The sequence below is a fragment of the Streptomyces sp. NPDC048603 genome (assembly GCF_043199475.1).
Taxonomy (GTDB): domain Bacteria; phylum Actinomycetota; class Actinomycetes; order Streptomycetales; family Streptomycetaceae; genus Streptomyces.
In genome coordinates this window covers 171,615-189,301 of record NZ_JBICVY010000005.1, presented here as the reverse complement: position 1 = coordinate 189,301, position 17,687 = coordinate 171,615, and the positions used below count along the sequence as shown (strand labels likewise).

Genomic DNA, 17,687 nt, shown 5'->3' with positions numbered 1-17,687 from the left:
GTGAGTACGGGGCGTGAGGGAGATCGGAAGAGGGATGCGATGAGAGCGGAAGGGGAAGAAGGCGTCAGGCAGCGGTGCCGGCCGGCCAGGCCAGCCGCCGTACGTCCGGCACCAGCACGGTGGCGGCACTCACGGCCAGGGCGATCACGGAGGCGGCGACCAGGACGGTGGCGGGGGCGCCGAAGCCCAGCAGGTGCGGTACGGCCACCAGGGCGAGCGGGGAAACCCCCAGCGAGATCAGCCAGTCGACGCTGGAGACCCGGCCGATCAGCTCCCCGGGCACCCGGCTCTGCAGGGTGGCGGCCCAGGCCACGGTCGCCGCGGACAGCACCGCCCCGACCACCAGGGCCACGCCCACGGAGGCCGCCACCGAGGGCGACAGGCCCAGCGCCGCGAACCCGGCGCAGACCACGGTCATCCCGCCGAAGACCAGCACACCGGGCGGAACCCGCCGCAGCCGGCCCACCAGCAGCCCGCCCAGCAGCGCTCCGGCCGCCTGGCTGCCGACCAGCAGGCTGTACGTGCCCGCCCCGCCGCCCAGTACGTCGGCGGAGGCCAGCGGCAGCAGGGCCTTCGCGGGGGCGACGACCAGCGCCACGCTGACGCCGAAGCTGCCGATGGACACCCACAGCCAGCGGTGCGCGAACACGTACCGGATGCCGCCGGTCGCCTCCTTCAGCAGCCCGTCGCCCGAGGGGGGCCGGTCCGCGGTGGGCCAGCTGCCCGCCACCAGCACCAGGGCCAGGGCCAGGGTGAAACCGGCCGTGCCCAGGGCCAGGGAGCCGGCGGCGCCGACCGCCGCCAGCAGGACCCCGCCGAGGGCCGCGCCCGCGATGCCCGCGGTGCGCAGGGCGATCGACTGGAGGGCGTTCGCCGCCAGCAGCTCGGTCTTGGGCAGGAGTTCGGTGAACGCGAGGGTGAAGGCCGGTTCGAAGGCGCCGTCGCCGAGTCCGAGCAGCAGCCCGCAGGCGGCGATCGCCCAGACGTGCTGCCCGCCCGCCGCCACCTGGGCGGCGACCCCGGCGGTGGCCAGCACCCGGGCCGCGTCGGCCCAGAGCATCACGCGGCGGGCGCCGAACCGGTCCGCCAGCGCGCCGCCCACGAGGAGCATCAGCACGGTCCCGGTGGCCTGACCGAACAGGGTGTAGGCGAGCAGGGCCGGATTGCCCGCGGTGACGGCGTACCCGGCCAGCGAGACCTGGAAGACGAAGTCACCGGTGCGGGACAGGCACTGGCCGGCGTACAGCAGCCGGAACCGGCGGCGGCGCAGCGGGACCCGGAGCCCGGTGCCGCCGCCTGCCGCGGCACCGGCGGCGTCGTGGGCGGCCTCACCGGCGTCGTGGGCAGCCTCACCGGCGACGTCACCGGCGGCGTCACCGGCGGGGCCGGTCGCGGTGGCGGCGGCGGTCATCGGCGGGCCTCCAGTTCGGTGTCGACCAGCGCGCAAAGGGTCTCCAGCGGGCCGCCGGAGTCCAGCATGGTGAAGTGCGTGCCCGGGGTGTCCCGGACGGTCAGGCGGGCGCACCGGTCGCCCCAGCCCAGGTCGTACGGCTCCTCGGTGACGTCCGCGCTGCGGTCCTCGGCGCGGAACAGCACGGCCTCCCCGTCGAACCGTTCGATGGTGTGCCGTTCCAGGGCGCTGCCGTTGCGGCGGTAGGCGGCCAGCATCCGGACCAGCCTGTCCTCGTCGTAGTCGGCGGGCAGGGCCCCGGTGGCGATGCCCTGCTCCAGCAGGAGCCGGATCCGCTCCGGCTCGGGCAGGGCGGCCAGCGCCTCCAGGTCGAGGTCCAGCTTGAGGCCCATGGTGACGAGGATGCGGGTGGCGTAGTCCTCCGCCGGGTCGAGGTCCATCCGCGGATTGGTGTCCAGCAGGGCCACCAGGCCGATCTCCTCGCCCGCCTCCTTCAGCTGCCGGGCCGCCTCGAAGGCGATCACCCCGCCCATCGAGTAGCCGCCGACGTGCCAGGGGCCGCCCGGGTGGACCTTGCGCATCTGCTCGACGTAGACGCGGGCCATGTCGGCGATGGTGTCGCAGTGGTCCTCGCCGGGCTGCAGGCCGGGCGACTGGAGCCCGTACACGGTGCGCCCACCGCCCAGGGCGCGGGCGACCGGCGCGTAGCGGACGACGGTGCCGGCCAGCGGCGGGAAGAGGTAGAGCGGGGCCGTTCCGTCGCCCGCCTGGAGGCGGACGAGCGGGCCGGCCGCTTCGCCGTCCGCGCCGTCCCCGCCGTCGCGGACCCGGCGGGCCAGCTCGGCGACGGTGGGGGCGCGGAAGAGTTCGACGAGTTCGAGGCCGGTGGCGAAGTGGGCGCGGACCGAGGCCATCAGCCGGACCGCGGTGAGGGAGTCCCCGCCGAGGGCGAAGAAGTCCTCGTCGATGCCGACGCTCTCCCGGCCGAGGGCGGTGGCCCACAGGTCGCACATCTCGAACTCGACTGCGTCGCGGGCGGCGGCCACCGGGCCCGCTCCCGTCGCGCCGGGCAGCGGCCGGGCGGCGAGGGTCTTGCGGTCGACCTTGCCGCTGGGGGTCAGCGGAAAGCCGTCCACCACCACGTACGCGGCCGGCAGCATGTAGTCGGGCAGGACCCCGCGCAGGGCGCGGCGCAGCCGCTGCGGGGAGAGCCCGGCGCCCGCGGCGGGCAGGCAGTGGGCGATCAGCCGCTTGCCCCGGCCGGGCACGTCGTCGACGACCACGACGGCGTCGGCGACGCCTTCCTGACGCCGGACCTGGGCCTCGATCTCGCCGAGTTCCATACGGTAGCCGCGGACCTTGACCTGTCCGTCGCGGCGGCCCAGGCACTGGATGCGGCCGTCGGACAGGATGCGGCCGAAGTCGCCGGTGCGGTAGAGGCGGCGGCCGTCGCGGACCGTGAACCGCTCGGCGGTCATGTCGGGCTTGCCGCGGTAGCCGTCGGCGAGGGCGGCGCCGGAGACGCAGATCTCGCCGGGCACCCCGGCCGGCAGCGGCTGCTGCCGGTCGTCGAGGACCTCCACCGCGGTGCGGTCCACGGCCAGGCCGATGGCCGGCAGGTCGGGCCAGGTCGCGGGCGGGCCGGTCAGCCGCTCGGCGGTCACCACGTGGGTCTCGGAGGGGCCGTACTGGTTCTCCAGGAAGGCGGGCACCCGCTCGAAGAAGGTCCGCAGGGCGTCGGTGACCTGCAACTGCTCACCGGCGGTGACCACTTCGCGCAGGGACTCCGGGTAGCGGCCGGTCTCGGCGGCGGCGTCGGCGAGCTGCTGGAGCGCCACGAAGGGGGCGAACACGCGGTGTACCCGCTGCTCGTCGATGTGGGCGAGCAGCCGGGCCGGGTCACGGCGTACGTCCTCGTCGACGAGGACCAGGGTTCCGCCGCTCGCCCAGGTGGAGAAGTGCTCCTGGAAGGCTACGTCGAAGCTGAACGCGGCGAACTGCAGGGTGTTCCAGCCCTCTTGGGCGGCGGATCGGGCCAGCTGCCAGTCGATGAGGTTGGCGAGCGGGGCGTGCGGCATCTCGACGCCCTTGGGCAGGCCGGTGGATCCGGAGGTGTAGATCACGTATCCGAGGTCCCCGGACCCGGCGGGCCGGGGCTCCGGGAGACCGGCGGGCTGCGGGAGACCGGCGGGCTCCGGGGAGTCGAGGTCGCGGAGCACGTCGTCCAGCGGCAGGACCTTCACCCCGTCCGGGACGGTCAGGCCCTCGGCCGCGTCGGAGTGGACGAGCAGCAGGCCGGCGCCGCTGTCGGCGAGCATGTAGTCGAGGCGCTCGCGCGGGTACGCCGGGTCGAGCGGCACGTAGCCCGCGCCGCTCTTGAGCACGGCGAGCAGGGCGACGGCGAGCTCCGGGGAGCGGTGTGCGCACAGGGCGACCGCCCGGTGGGTGCCGATGCGGCGGGCGAGCCGGTCGGCGGCCTGCCGGAGCCTGGCGTAGGAGAGCTCGCCGCCGTCCCAGCGCAGGGCGGGGGCCTCCGGGACGCGGTCCGCGGTGCGGTCGAACAGGACGTGGGACAAGGGGAGCTCGCGGGCGGCGGCGGCCTGCGCGGCGGCGAACCCGGGAGCCGGGCGGGCGGCCGTCACCGGGACCGTGCCGACGGCGGCGTCCGGGTCGGCGGCCACGCCCTGGAGCAGGGCGAGCAGCGCCCTCGTGATCTCCTCGGCGGTGGCGGGGGTGTAGGCGTCGGTGGCGTATTCGAGGGTGCCGCGGTAGCCGCTGCCCTCCGGCTCCAGGGTGAGGGTCAGGTCGAACTTGGCGGTACCGGAGTGGAGCCGGACGGGGTGCCCGGTGGCGGTGCCGAGCCGCAGGTCCGCCTGTGGGGCGTCCTCCACGACCAGCATCACCTGGAAGAACGGTGAACGGCCGGGGCTGCGGACCGGGGCGAGTTCCCTGACCACGGCCGGGAAGGGCAGCGCGGAGTGGGCGAGGTCGGTGCGCAGTTCCCGTCCGGTGCGGGCGAGGAGACCGGTGAAGGACTCGGCGGGATCGATACGGCGGCGGAGTACGACGGTGTTGGCGAGGTAGCCGATCAGCTGCTCGGCGGCGGCGTGCTCGCGGCGGGCCACCGGGGTGCCGATCGCGACGTCGACCGCAGCGTCCTCGGCGTCCGTGTCCTGGGCGACCCGGGCCAGCAGGAGCTGGAGGGCTGCGGTGAACAGGGCGAAGGGGGTCGTGCGCTGCTTCCGGGCCAGGGCGCGCAGCCGGCCGGCGAGCGGTCCGGGGACGGTGAAGCCGGTCACCGCGCCCTGCTGGGTGGGGTGTTCGGGGCGGGTCCGGTCGTGCGGCCAGGTGCTCTCGGCCGGTGTGCCGGCCAGGCGGGTGCGCCAGTGGGCCAGGTCCTCGGCGATGCTCCCGGCGGGGTCCTCCGCGAGGTCCTCTGCGGGGTCCTCCGCGGGGTTCCCGGCCTCGGCCGGGGCGCGGTGTTCGGCGTAGGCCGGGAGGTCCTCGGCGGGCAGCGGGTTCCCGGCGAGGGCGGCGTCGTAACCGGCCGCGAGCTCCTCCCGGAGCACGTCGACCGACCAGCTGTCGAAGCAGCCGTGGTGGACGACCAGGACCAGCAGGGCGTCCTGTGCCGCGGTGCGCAGGAGGAGGGCGCGCAGCAGCGGCAGCCGGGACAGCGAGAGCGGTTCGGCGGCGAACTCCCGGGCCTCGTCGGCGGCCCGGGCGCGGGCCTCCCCGGGCGGGAGGTGCCCGAGGTCGCGGACGTCCAGCGGCACCGGCGCCCCGTCGGCGGTCGCGGTGAGCACGGCGGGGCGGCCCGGCCGGCCGGCGTCCTCGCCGACGATGCCGCGCAGGGCCGGGTGGCGGCCGACCAGCGAGGTCAGGGCGGCGGCGAGGGCGGTGGTGTCGAGCTCGCCGTGGATCTCGTAGGCGACGGGGACGTTGTAGACGGCGGATTCGCCGCGGAGGGACTCGTCGAGCCAGAGGGCCTGCTGGCCGGCGGAGAGCGGGGACGCGGTGGCGGTGGCGGGGTTCATCAGTGGTTCCTCGGGGGCGAAGTGGAGCCGGCTGCGGGGCGGGACGGGCTGGGCTGGGCTGGGGCGAGTGCTGGGCACGGGCCGGGCCGGGGCCGCGGCGGCTGGACAGGGCGCGGGGCCGGGCGGGGCCGGGCTGTGGGAAGGCTGCGCGGCGCGGGGCCGGGGTGCCGTGTGCCCACCCGTGCCGCCCTGCGGCACGCCTGCCCACACGGCGGCGCGGTGGTGCGGGCGGCCTGCCCACACGGCGGTGCGGTGCGGCCGGCCGGCTCACGCGGCGGCTGTGCGGGTGCCTAGGCGGCCTTGCGGGTGGTCAGCCAGGTTCGGGCGCGGGTGGTGACGCGGTGGGTGAGGAGGGCGGAGTCGCCCAGGTAGCGCGCCGGGTCGAAGAGGGCGTCGAGCTCCTCCGGCGCGAGTACGCCGGACAGGTCCGGGTCGGCGTCGATGAGCTCGCGCAGCGGCACCCGCTCGCTGATGCCCCGCTGGATCAGCTGGTAGATCCGCTCGTGGGCGCTCTGCTTGCCGAGGTGGCCGGCGAAGGCCAGCATCAGGCCCTCGGTGGCGACCTGGTCGCGCACGGACAGCACGTTGGCGAGCGCCCGGTCGGTCTGCACGGTCAGCCCGCCCAGGACCCGGGTCATGATCTCGCAGGCGGTCAGCGTGTAGTGGGAGACGTCCGGGACGCACACCCACTCCATGCGCAGGGTGCGGCCGTCCCGTTCGTGGTCGCCGCCCATCGCCGAGAGGGCGGTCGCGGCCTGCGCGGCCGCCAGCCGCGCCATCACCACGATCTGCTCGCAGCCCTCGGGGTTGCGCTTGTGCGGCATGGTGGAGCTGCCCACCTTGCCCAGGTACCAGGCCTCCCGCAGTTCGCCGATCTCGGGCCGGCCTAGGGTGCGGATCTCGTCGGCGATCCGGCCGAGCGTGCCGGCGGTCATGGCGAGGGTGGAGACGTACTCGGCCATCCGGTCCCGGGCGGCGTGCCAGCCGGAGTCCGGCACGGCCAGGCCCAGGCGGGAGGCGAGGCGGGACAGCAGCTCCGGCCCCTTGCCGTCGAACCCGGCCATCGAGCCGGCGGCACCGAACATCTGCAGCACCAGCACGCGCGGCCGCATCTCCTCGATCCGCTGGGCGTGGCGCAGCAGTTCGTCGATCCAGCTCGCGGCCTTGAGGCCGAAGCCGATGGGCAGGGCGGGCTGGGCGTGGGTCCGGCCCAGGACGACCGTGCCGGCGTGCTCTTCGGAGATCTCGACCAGCCGGGCGACCAGTCCGGCGATCAGCTGCCCTAGGGCGTCCAGGACCCGCTTCATGGCCAGCACCTGGCCGGTGTCCTGGATGTCCTGGGTGGTGGTGCCGAAGTGGATGTACTCGCCGGCCTCGGGCCCGCACACGGTCTGGAAGGCGCGGAGCAGTCCGACCAGGGAGTGGGCGGTACGGCGGATCTCGGCGCGCACCCCGTCCAGGTCGAGGAGGTGGACCCGGGCGCACTCGGCGATCCGGTCCGCCGCAGCCTGCGGGATCATCCCGAGTTCCGCCTGGGCCAGGGCGAGTTCGGCCTCGACATCGAGCCAGCTCTGGAAGCGGCAGACGTCGCAGAAGATGGCGCGGCTGGTCTCGGTGGCGTAGATGTGGCCGTAGAAACGGGAGTCGGTGATGTGGCCGCGTTCGTGGCGACAGCTCTCGGCGGCCGGATCCTCGTCGGCGGCGATCCGGAGGGCGTGCGCGTCGGGCCCGTCGGGTGGGGTCGGCATGGCGGCGTGGGCGTGCATCGGGTGAACGGTGTCCGATTTCTTTGCGGGCCCGGCGGGCCGTACGGGCGGCGGGGCGTGCCGGGGCAGGGGGGCGGCGGGGGCGGTCACCGGCCGTCACCCGGCACGGAGGCGACGGAGACCGCAGAGGCGGCGGGGGCCGTGGTGGCGGCGGGGGCCGTGGTGGCGCGGCCGGTACGGATCGCCCGGCGCAGGCCGCTCTGCGAGTACGGGCCGGTGCCGTACGGGCGGCGGCCCCGCTTGTCCACGGCGACCGCGGCGAAGTCCATGGCGGCCTGGCGCGGCGTGGTGCCCAGGTTGCGGGCGCGGCTGAGCAGGTCGTCCAGCAGGTCGTCCATCATCGCGGCGACGCTGTCGAGGACCTGGCCGGGCGAGGGCGCGGATTCCGGGCCGAACAGCGCGTCGATGGAGGCGGAGCCGCCGATGCCGCCGATGAAGTCGGGGACGACCAGCACCCCGTGGTCGGCGAGGGTCTGCTCCGCCGCCGCGCTCAGACCGTGGTTGGAGCCGACGACGACCACCGGGCAGGGCAGCACCCGGGCCTGTTCCCCGGTGATGGCGTTCTCGCCGGCCGCCAGGATGAGGACGTCCGCCGGCAGGTCGAGCAGGGTTTCGCGGGGCAGCCGGAGCGCGCCCGGGGCGATGGAGTCCACGGCCCGGTTCTGGTCGGTGTCGAGCATCCGGGCGATGTCCAGCCCGCGCGGGTCCACCACGCAGGCGTGGGCGTCGGCCACGGCGGTGATGCGTACGCCGTGCTCCAGCAGGGAGTAGGCGGCGGCCCTGCCCATGTTGCCGAAGCCCTGCAGGGAGCAGGTGAGCGCGGCGGGTTCGCGGCCCTGCTTGCGGGCGGCGGCGAGGGCGGCGTGGGCCAGTGCGTGGCCCGCGCGGCGCTGGCCGAGGGTGAGGGCGCCGACCCGGTCGTCCAGCGCGCGGAGCCGCCCGAAGAAGTCCTCGTCGGTGAGGTTCTGGGCCTTCTTCACCACGTACTTGATGGAGGGGATGTCCTCCAGGGCGGCCAGCTCCTCCAGTTCGTGCCAGCGGGTGCCCATGTCGCAGCCCATGCTGAAGCGTTCGGACAGCTCCTCGCGGAGGAAGGCCAGGAAGCGGCGGACCGCCGCGGGCTTCCCCGGCGCGGCCGGGTCGTAGTCGATGCCGGCCTTCGCGCCGTCGACACCGAGGCCCAGCACCCGCTGCTTGAGCGTCATGCGGGAGGCCAGCGAGGCCACCAGCTCCTCGGTGACGCCCGGCTGGACCCGGAAGCCGCCCGCCGCGAGGTCCGCGGTGTGGCCGTCGTAGACGAGCCAGCCCTGGAATCCCTCGACGGGGTCGGTGTAGTGAATGGTGGTGGACACGGCTTCCCTCTTTCCTCCGCACCGGATGTGACGGCAAGTCCCTGTCGCCGACGGAGGAAAATCTCGCAGCGCCGGCCGGCCGTCACCAGAGCCGCCCGGATCAGGAAGCTGCACACGCTCCGGCAGTTTCCTGTCAGCGCCGCCCCTGCCGTGCACGGAACCCGCTGATAGAAAGATCACCAGGCCGGTTCCGGCCATTCCAGCGAATCCGAATCCGAATCCGGTTCGGAAATCCGATTCCGTCGTGACGGGCCTTTCCGCGTCCGTTCTGAGGGGGCTGAAGCCATGCAGACATCACAGGTGCGGGAGCAGGGGCCGCGCGCCGTCGTCAAGGTGGGCTCGTCCTCCCTGACGTCCGCGGCCGGCGGTCTGGACGCCGAGCGGCTGGACGCGCTGGTCGACGCCCTGGCGGCGGCCCGCGGGCGGGGCGAGCAGCTGGTGCTGGTGTCCTCCGGGGCGATCGCCGCCGGTCTGGCCCCGCTGGGGCTGGCGGCCCGCCCGGAGGACCTCGCGCACCAGCAGGCGGCGGCCAGTGTCGGCCAGGGCCTGCTGATCGCGCGGTACACCGCGTCCTTCGCCCGCCACGGGATCCGGGTCGGGCAGGTGCTGCTGACGGGCGACGACGTCGCCCATGCCGGGCGCTACGGGAACGCCCGCCGGACCCTGGAGGCGCTGCTCGCGCTGGGCGTGCTGCCGGTCGTGAACGAGAACGACACGGTGGCCACGGACGAGATCCGATTCGGGGACAACGACAGGCTCGCGGCGCTGGTCGCGGGGCTGGTCCGGGCCGACCGGCTGGTCCTGCTGTCCGACGTGGACGGGGTGTACGACGCGGACCCGCGGCTGCCCGGCAGCCGGCGGATCGCCGAGGTGCGGTCGCCCGGGGAACTGTCCGGGCTGGACCTGTCCTCCCCCGGTTCGGGGCTGGGGTCCGGCGGCATGGCCACCAAGATCGAGGCGGCGCGCACGGCGACGGAGGAGGGCATCACCGTACGGGTGGCCTCGGCAGCCCGGGCGGCCGACGCCCTGGCCGGCCGGCCGTGCGGCACCCTCTTCCACCCGCGCGGCACCCGGCCGGAGCTCTCCGGCGCCGAAGCGTCCGGGCCCGCCGTGCCCGGAACCGTCGCAGGGGGCGTCACCGCTTCCGCCGTCACCGCCGTGCTCCTCGGCATCGTCCGGGACGTCACCGCGCGGCCCGGGCTGACGCCCGCCGACAATTTCCACGACATCGGCGGAACGTCCCTCCAGGCCATGCGCATCTGCGCCCGTCTGAGAAAAGCCACCGGAATTCCCTTCCTCCCGCAGGACCTTTTCGAAAGCGCCACGCTGGAGGAATTCCTGACCTTCGATCCGGACATACGCCATGCTGTCGCCTGACCCCGCCCCTTACCCCCGCGATCTGCTGCACGCCGCGGTCGCCGGGCACGCCCGGCTCCGGCCCGACGCCATCGCCCTCGCCGACGGCACCGCCGGGGGCGGCGACCGGATCACGTACCGGACCCTGGACCACGCCGCCGACGCCTACGCGGAGGAGCTCCGCGGACTCGGCGTCCGGCCCGGCGACCTGGTGCCGGTCGCGCTGCCGCGCGGCGCCCGGCTGATCGCCGTACTGCTGGCCGTCCTCAAGTGCGGTGCCGGGTACGCGGCGCTCGACCCGGCCCTGCCCGCGTACCGGTTCCGGGAGTGCGTCGGCCGGCTCGGCGGCCGGGTCGCCGTGGTCCCCGCCGCAACCGCGCACGAGCCGTCCGGGCCGGCCGGGCGGATCCGCTGGACCCCGCCCGAGGAGGCCCTCGAGGACGCCGCCCGACGCCGTACCGGCGCCGTGCACACCGAGGTGTCCCCGTCCTCCGTCGCCTCGGTGTTCTTCACCTCCGGCACCAGCGGTTCGCCGAAGGGCGTGCTGTCCCCGCACGCCGCGGCCCTGCGCCTGTTCACCGGGCACCGGCCGGTCGCCGGCCTCGGCCCGGGCCGGACCATGGCCCAGGCCGCGCCCACCGGCTGGGACGCCTTCTCCCTGGAGGTGTGGGGGCCGCTGAGCACCGGCGGAACGTGCGCCCTGGCCCCCGCGAACCGGCTGCTCCCCGACGACCTGCGCCTGCTGCGCACCCGGAGCGGCGTGGACACCCTGTGGATCACCTCCGCGCTGTTCAACCTGTTCGTGGACGAGGACATCGACTCCTTCGCGGGTCTGCGGACGGTGCTCACCGGCGGCGAGGTGCTCTCCCCGGCCCACGTCCGGGCCTTCCTCGGCCGCCACCCCGGCATCCGCCTGGTCAACGGCTACGGCCCGGTGGAGAGCTGTGTGTTCGCCACCACCCGTACGGTCCGGCCGGAGGACTGCGGGCTGCCGCACGGCATCCCCATCGGCCGGCCCGTACCGGGCACCGGCGTCCACCTGGTCGACGGCGAGATCTGGCTGACCGGCACCGGACTGGCCCACGGCTACCTGGCCGACCCGGCGGCCACCCGGGCCGCGTTCCCCCGGCTGAGGATCGACGGGCGCGACGAACGCGCGTACCGGACCGGCGACCGGGGCGCGTACGACCGGGACGGCGTCCTGCACTTCCTGGGCCGCACCGACCGCCAGGTGAAGATCGCCGGGCACCGGCTGGAGCCCGCCGGGATCGAGTCCGCGGCCCGGGCCGTGCCCGGCGTCCGGCACTGCCACGTGCTGCCGGTGCCGGGCCCGGGGCCGGACGCCGGCCCCGCGCACCTGGCGCTGTTCTACACCTCCCTGACGGGCGGCATGACCGCCGCCGACGTCCGCCGGGCGCTGGCCGAGCGGCTGCCCGCGTACAGCGTGCCCGCCGAGGTCCGCCGCGTGCCGTACCTGCCGGTCACCGCCAACGGCAAGGTCGACTCCGCCGCCCTGCTGTCCACCCTCACCGCCGCACGGAGCACCCGATGACCACCGCGTTCCCCGCCACTCCCATGTCCGACCCCGCCGTCCCCGCCGTCCCCGCTACCCCTGCTGCTTCTGCCGCTTCCGCTGCTTCTGCGCAGGGCTCCGTCACGTCGGTTCCCGTCGCGCACCCGATGACGCACGAGCAGGAGTCGATCTGGCTCAACGACCAGCTACACGAAGGAACTTCGCGCTACACCGAGTCCTGGAACCACCGGCTGCGCGGCCCCGTGGACCACCGGGCCGTGGAGGCCGCGCTGACCGGCATCGTGGCCCGGCACGCGGCCCTGCGGTCGCGGCACGCCCTGGTGGACGGCCGGGCGGTGCAGTACGTCGAGCCGCCGCGCGCCGTCCGGGTCGAGCAGCGCACCGTACGGGAGGAGGACTGGGAGGAGGTGCTCCGGGAGACGGTGTCCCGGCCGCTCGACCTGTCCCGGCCGCCGCTGCTGCGGGCCTCCCTGCTGCGGCTCGGTCCGGAGGACTCGGTGCTCGCCGTCACCCTGCACCACGCGCTGGTCGACGGCTGGTGCTTCCGCCTGCTGGACCTCGAGTTCACCGCCCGCTACCGGGCCGCGCTGGCCGGGACCGAGCCGGATCTGCCGCCGCTGGAGACGGAGTTCACCGACTACGCGCACCGCCAGAGGTCCGTTTCCGCCGCCGGGCACGAGGACCTGGCGGCCCACTGGGGCCCGGTGCTCGCGGACGCCCCGGCCGAGTCCACCGTGCCGCCGCTGCGGGGACGCCCGGCGGTGCAGGGGCACCGCGGCGGCCAGGTCCGGTTCCGGATCGGGGCGGAGACCGGGCGGCGCGTCCGGGAGCTGGCCCGGGTGCACCGGTCCAGCACCTTCTGCGTGCTCGCCGCCGCGCTCACCGCGCTGGTGGCGCGGACCGCGGACCAGGACGACGTGGTCATCGGCACCCCGGTGTCCCGGCGGGCCGAGCCGGCCCTGGAACCGCTCCTCGCCTGCCTCACCGATCTGCTGCCCCTGCGGCAGCGGGTCTCCGCCGGGATGCCGTTCGCCGCGCTGCTGCGGTCCACCAAGGACACCGTCTGGGACGCCGTCAACCACCGCGAGATCCCGTTCGGGCATCTGGTGCGGGCCTTCCGCACGGACCGGGACCCGGCCCGGTTCCCCTTCTTCCAGGTGGTCCTGACCGTCGACGACGCGGCCGCTCCCGGCCTGGACCTGCCCGGGGTGACCTCGGAGCAGGTGCGGGCCGACCACGGAACCGCCAAGTTCGACCTGTTCTTCCACCTGGTCCCGCAGGACGGCGGCTACCTGGGGATGCTCACCTTCGCGGACGGGCTGTACGACGCGGCGTACGCGGACCGGATCGCCGGGTGGTTCACCCGGCTGCTCGACGCCGCGGTGACCCGGCCGGACACCGCGCTGGGCGAGCTGGCTCTGCTGTCCGCCGCCGAACACGGCCGGGTCGCCGCCGGGTTCGCCGAGGGGCCGGTCCGGGAGGCAGGTGAACTGCCGCCGGTGCACGAGGCGTTCCTCCGGCAGGCGGCCCGTACGCCGGACCGCGCGGCCGTGGAGGACGCGGCCGCGGGACACGGTGCCACCGGAGGCCTGTCGTACGGAGCGCTCGCGGCGTGGTCCGGGCGGCTGGCCCGGGAGCTGGCGGCGCTCGGCGCCGGGCCCGGTACCCGGGTGGCGGTGCGGCTGGGCCGGGCCTCGGACCTGCCGGCGGCCGTGCTGGCGGTGCTGCGCAGCGGCGCCTGCTGCGTCCCGCTGGACCCGGGGCTGCCGGAGGCACGCACCCGGCTGGTGCTCGCGGACAGCGGCGCGGAGGTCCTGCTGACCGACCGGGCGGCCCTGGCGGGCGGTGGCCCGGCCGCCGAAGGGCTGCGGGTCCTCTGCCTGGACGACCTGGCGGAACCGCCGGCCCCGGCGGAGGCGGAGGGGGCGCCCGCGGGCCCGGCGGGGGCACCGCTGCCCTCGGCGGGGGCGGGCGACCCGGCGTACGTGGTGTACACGTCCGGCTCCACGGGCGTTCCCAAGGGCGTGGTGATGCCGCACCGGGCGCTTGCCAACCTGGTCGACTGGCAGTGCCGCCGGTCGCCGGGCCCCACCCGGACCCTGCAGTTCGCACCGGCCGGGTTCGACGTCTTCTTCCAGGAGGTGTTCGCCACCTGGGCGGGCGGCGGGACCCTGGTGACGGCCGGCGCGGACGTCCGCCGCGATCCCGAGCGGCTCCTGGCCGTGGCCGCCGGGCACCGGATCGACCGGCTCTTCCTGCCGTTCGTGGCGCTGCAGCAGCTCGCCGGACACGCGGCGGCCGCCGGGGTGCGCTGCCCCGTCGCCGAGGTGGTCACCTCCGGGGAGCAGCTCCATGTCACCCCGGCCGTGCGGGAGTTCTTCGCGGGCTCGGGAGCGGTGCTCGACAACCAGTACGGGCCGTCCGAGACGCATGTGGTGACCGCGCACCGGCTGACCGGAGACCCTGCCGGCTGGCCGGAGCGGCCGCCGGTCGGGCGGCCGGTGCAGAACGCGCGCGTGCTGGTCCTGGACCGGGCGGGGAGGGCCGTGCCGCAGGGCGTGCCGGGCGAGATCTGCGTCGGGGGCGTGCCGCTCGCGGACGGCTACCTGGGGCGGCCGGAGGAGACCGCCCGGCGGTTCACCGCCGGTCCGAAGGACTCGGGCTGGGGGCGCCTCTACCGCACGGGCGACGTGGGACGGCTCGGCCCCGACGGGCTGATCGAGTTCCGCGGCCGCAACGACGACCAGGTCAAGGTGCGCGGGCACCGGGTGGAACCGGGCGAGGTGGAGCCGGTGCTGCGCGGGCTGCCGGGGGTCGGCCAGGCCGCGGTCACCGTGGTCCCGGGACCGGCCGGGCCGCGGCTGCACGCCCACGTCGTACGGGCGCCAGGCGCGGCCGGGGCCGCCCTCACGCCGGCGGGGGTGCGGGAGGCGCTGGCCGCCGTACTGCCCGGCGCCTGCGTGCCGTCCCGGGTCGTGGAGCACGCGGACCTCCCTCGGACGCCCACGGGCAAACTCGACCGGCTCGCCCTCGACCGGCCGGCCCCGGACCTGGCGGCTCCGGACCATGCCCCGGCCGGCCCCGCGCCGGCCGGGCCCGCACCGGCCGCACACGAACCGGGACCGGCGGCGATCGTGTCCGACGTGTGGGCCGAACTGCTCGGCAGCCCGCCCGCGCACGCGGACGAGAACTTCTTCGACGCGGGCGGCGATTCGCTGCTGGCCGTCCGCATGGTCCTGGCCCTGCGCACCGCGACCGGGGTTCCCCTGCCCGCGCACACCGCCTTCGGCTCCCCGACCGTACGGGAACTGACGGCCCGCCTGACCGCGGCCGCCGAGACCGACGGGACCGCGGCGGGCCCGGACACGGGCGCGAGCCCGCGCCCGGGCACGGGTACGGGTACGCGCACGTGCTGCGGGACGGCGTCCGGTACGGGCCCCGGCACGGACGGTACGGCCCCGCGGACGGCGGCGGCTCCCCGGACCGCCGGGACCGCCGGGACGGCCCACGGGATGGCACGGACGGATGCCGGGACGGGCCGCTCCCCCGCTGCGGGAACGGACGCAGTCGCGTGCTCGGTCTCCTCCGCCGCGCAGGCCGGCCCGGTCGCGGGATCGCCGGTCGGCCGCCCCGCGTGCCCGCACGCCGTCCCGGACACGGACCGGCACCCCGGCCGGGCCGCCGGTCCGGTCGCCGGCCCGGAGAGCGGACCGGAGAGCGGACCGGCCGACCGGATGCTCGCCGACGCCGTGCTCCCGCCGGACGTCGTCCCCGCGGCCGAGGTCGAGGGGTGGGTGGCCGAGCCCCGGCACCTGGTGCTCACCGGGGCGACCGGCTTCCTCGGCGTCCACCTGCTGTACGAGCTGCTCACCCGCACCCGGGCCACGGTGCACTGCCTGGTCCGGGCCGACGACGCGACGGCCGCGCACCGCCGGGTGGTGGCCGCGCTGCGCGAGCACGAGCTGTGGCGCCCCGGATTCGCGGAACGCGTCGAGGCGGTCCCGGCCGATCTGGCCGCACCCGGGCTGGGCCTCGCCCCGGACCGGTTCGAGGAACTGGCCCGGCTGGCCGACGCGGTCTACCACTGCGGGGCCGCGGTCAACCTCGCCCACTCCTACGGCCGGCTGAAGGCCGCGAACGTCGACGGCACCGTGGAACTGCTGCGCCTGGCGGCCCGCCACCGGACGGTCGCCCTGCACCACGTCTCGACCGTCGGCGTGCTCGCGCCCCCGCCGGGCGGGGACCGCCTGACCGGCGCCGACGCGCCGCTGCCCGCGCCCGGCCTGCTGAGGCACGGCTACGCGCAGAGCAAGTGGGTGGCCGAGCGCCTGGTCGCGGAGGCCGCCGGGCGCGGGCTGCCGGTGACCGTGCACCGGCCCACCCGGATCGCCGCGGACACCACCACCGGCATCTGCCGGGCCGACGACTGGTTCTGGCTGCTGCTGCGGGCCTGCGCGGAGGCCGGGGTGGCGCCGACCCTGGACGGCCCGGACTTCGATCTCGTTCCCGTCGACCACGTCCGCGAGGCCGTGGTCGCACTCACCCTGCGCCCCGACACGGCGGGCCGGACCTTCCACATCTCCGCCGACCGGCAGCTGCCGCTGCGCACCGCCGTCGGCTGGCTCCGGACGCTCGGGTACCGCATCGCCGACGCGGGAACCGCCGCCTGGACGGCCCGGGTCGAGGCCCTGGGGCGGCCGGCCGGTCTGGCGCTGCTGGGCACGCTGCGGCCGGGACCGGGCGGGGCGGAACCCCGCTACGACCCGTCCGCGACCCGCGCGCTGCTGCCCGGGACGCGGCCGGCGCCGCTCGCCCCGGACCTGTTCGCGGCCACCGTGGACCGGTTCATCCGTTCGGGGGCGTTCCCGTCGCCGGAACCTCGGCCGGAACCTCGGCCGGAACCTCGGCCGTGACCACGGAGGCCGTACGGTCGTCGGCCTCGGCGAGCAGGGTGCCGTCCGGGGCCCATACGGCGGCGCGGCCGCAGCCGGTCCAGGGCCCTGCCGGGCCCACGTGGTTGGCCAGGGCCACGTACATGCCGGAGTCCGCGGCGATGCGCGGGTGGACGGTCGCGCGTTCCCGCACGCCGTCGCCCGTGCCGTACAGGGAGGAGGCGAGGTGGACCCGGCAGCCGTCGGCGCTCCCACGGGAGGTCAGCTCGGCGAAGTGGTTGTCGTAGCAGGTGGCCAGGGCGAAGCGCAGGCCGCCGAGCGCGAACCGGCCGTCCCGGTCGCCCGCCGTGAAGACGTCCTGCTCCTGTCCGTGGAGGTGCTGCTTGCGGTAGGTGGTGAGCAGCCGGCCGTCGGCGCCGAACACGAGGGTGCCGATGGCGGGCCGTTCCCCGCCGGTCGCCACGGCGCAGTTCACCACGGTGGCGATGCCCGCCCCGCGCACCGGGTCGAGGCGGGGGTCCCCTTCGGGGTCGTGCACCCAGAGGCCGGGATCGCCGGCCAGGGCCCCGAGTTCGTAGCCGGTGAGGGCGAACTCGGGGAAGACGACCAGTTCCGCGCCCTCGTCGCGGGCTTGTGCGGCGAGCCGGGCGAGGATGCGCACGTTGGCGGGAACGTCTGCGGGCACACAGGTGAGCTGGGATGCGGCGATCTTCACACGGACAGCCTGCCACCAGGCCGGGGAGGCATCGCGGGCCGGGTACTGGGGCAGGCTCCCCGGAGCGGAACGGAGCGCGGCGGTCGGCTCGGAAGGATGGTGTGATGGCCCCTGACACGGTGGAGCCGGTGACCCTGGAGCGGCGCATCGCCGCCCGCCCCCGGACGGTGTTCTCCTTCTTCGCCGAGGACGACAAATGGCTGGCCTGGATGGGCCGGTACGGCGAGTTCGCCTTCCGCCCGGGAGGCGCCTACCGGATCGCCGTGACCCGCGACCACGTGGCCGAGGGGCGGTTCACCGAGATCGACCCGCCCGGGCGGCTGGTCTTCACCTGGGGCTGGGCCGGGGCCGGGACGGAGGTCCCGCCGGGTTCCACCATCGTGGAGGTCACCTGCGAACCGGCGGCCGAGGGCACCCTGTTCCGGCTGGCGCACCGCGGCCTGCCCTCCCCCGAGGCGTGCTCGGCCCACGCGGAGGTCTGGACGCATTACGTCCGCCGCCTGGTGACCTGGGCGGAGGGCGGCGATCCCGGACCGGACGACTGGGCCTGACGGCGCACTTCAACTTGACTTAGGTTAGCCTAAGCTAAATCCTGATGGGCGCATACTGCGGAACCCCAACGGC

Annotated in this window: 9 protein-coding genes; 4 read left to right on the top strand and 5 right to left on the bottom strand. The window is 75.8% G+C overall.

What is annotated here, in order from left to right:
- Positions 1-64: 64 nt before the first annotated feature.
- The 4 genes from ACGFQ9_RS13630 to ACGFQ9_RS13615 form a co-directional block, all read right to left on the bottom strand.
- Positions 65-1,411, bottom strand: a complete 1,347-nt coding sequence (locus ACGFQ9_RS13630; RefSeq protein WP_393573928.1) for an MFS transporter — start codon at positions 1,409-1,411, stop codon at positions 65-67.
- The gene (locus ACGFQ9_RS13625; RefSeq protein WP_393573927.1) at positions 1,408-5,448 is read right to left on the bottom strand and encodes an amino acid adenylation domain-containing protein; all 4,041 of its coding nucleotides are present in this window, start codon (positions 5,446-5,448) and stop codon (positions 1,408-1,410) included. The genes ACGFQ9_RS13630 and ACGFQ9_RS13625 overlap by 4 nt, the downstream gene beginning before the upstream one ends.
- 290 nt (positions 5,449-5,738) lie before the next feature.
- Positions 5,739-7,214 (bottom strand): adenylosuccinate lyase family protein, encoded by a 1,476-nt coding sequence (locus ACGFQ9_RS13620; protein ID WP_393573926.1) that lies wholly within the window; start codon positions 7,212-7,214, stop codon positions 5,739-5,741.
- A gap of 86 nt (positions 7,215-7,300) precedes the next feature.
- Positions 7,301-8,566 (bottom strand): Glu/Leu/Phe/Val dehydrogenase dimerization domain-containing protein, encoded by a 1,266-nt coding sequence (locus ACGFQ9_RS13615; protein ID WP_393573925.1) that lies wholly within the window; start codon positions 8,564-8,566, stop codon positions 7,301-7,303.
- A 285-nt stretch (positions 8,567-8,851) separates the two neighbouring features.
- Here ACGFQ9_RS13615 and proB point away from each other — a divergent pair, with 285 nt between their 5' ends.
- From proB to ACGFQ9_RS13600, 3 genes are read left to right on the top strand one after another with little or no spacing between them, the layout of a single operon-like run.
- Positions 8,852-9,943 (top strand): glutamate 5-kinase, encoded by a 1,092-nt coding sequence (proB, locus tag ACGFQ9_RS13610; RefSeq protein WP_393573924.1) that lies wholly within the window; start codon positions 8,852-8,854, stop codon positions 9,941-9,943.
- Complete coding sequence (locus ACGFQ9_RS13605; RefSeq protein WP_393573923.1) at positions 9,930-11,474, top strand: AMP-binding protein; 1,545 nt, start codon at positions 9,930-9,932, stop codon at positions 11,472-11,474. Before proB ends, ACGFQ9_RS13605 begins: the two co-directional genes overlap by 14 nt.
- Positions 11,471-16,369: an amino acid adenylation domain-containing protein gene (locus tag ACGFQ9_RS13600; RefSeq protein WP_393573922.1), complete on the top strand. Its 4,899-nt coding sequence runs from the start codon at positions 11,471-11,473 to the stop codon at positions 16,367-16,369. The genes ACGFQ9_RS13605 and ACGFQ9_RS13600 overlap by 4 nt, the downstream gene beginning before the upstream one ends.
- Here the strand turns inward: ACGFQ9_RS13600 and ACGFQ9_RS13595 are convergent.
- Positions 16,302-17,063 carry a carbon-nitrogen hydrolase family protein gene (locus ACGFQ9_RS13595; protein ID WP_393573921.1) on the bottom strand — a complete coding sequence of 254 codons (762 nt, stop codon included), beginning with the start codon at positions 17,061-17,063 and terminating at the stop codon, positions 16,302-16,304. The two genes, ACGFQ9_RS13600 and ACGFQ9_RS13595, sit on opposite strands and share 68 nt — an antisense overlap.
- A 104-nt stretch (positions 17,064-17,167) precedes the next feature.
- Between ACGFQ9_RS13595 and ACGFQ9_RS13590 the strand changes: the two genes are divergently transcribed.
- Complete coding sequence (locus ACGFQ9_RS13590) at positions 17,168-17,614, top strand: SRPBCC domain-containing protein (RefSeq protein ID WP_393573920.1); 447 nt, start codon at positions 17,168-17,170, stop codon at positions 17,612-17,614.
- The last annotated feature ends 73 nt before the right edge of the window (positions 17,615-17,687 follow it).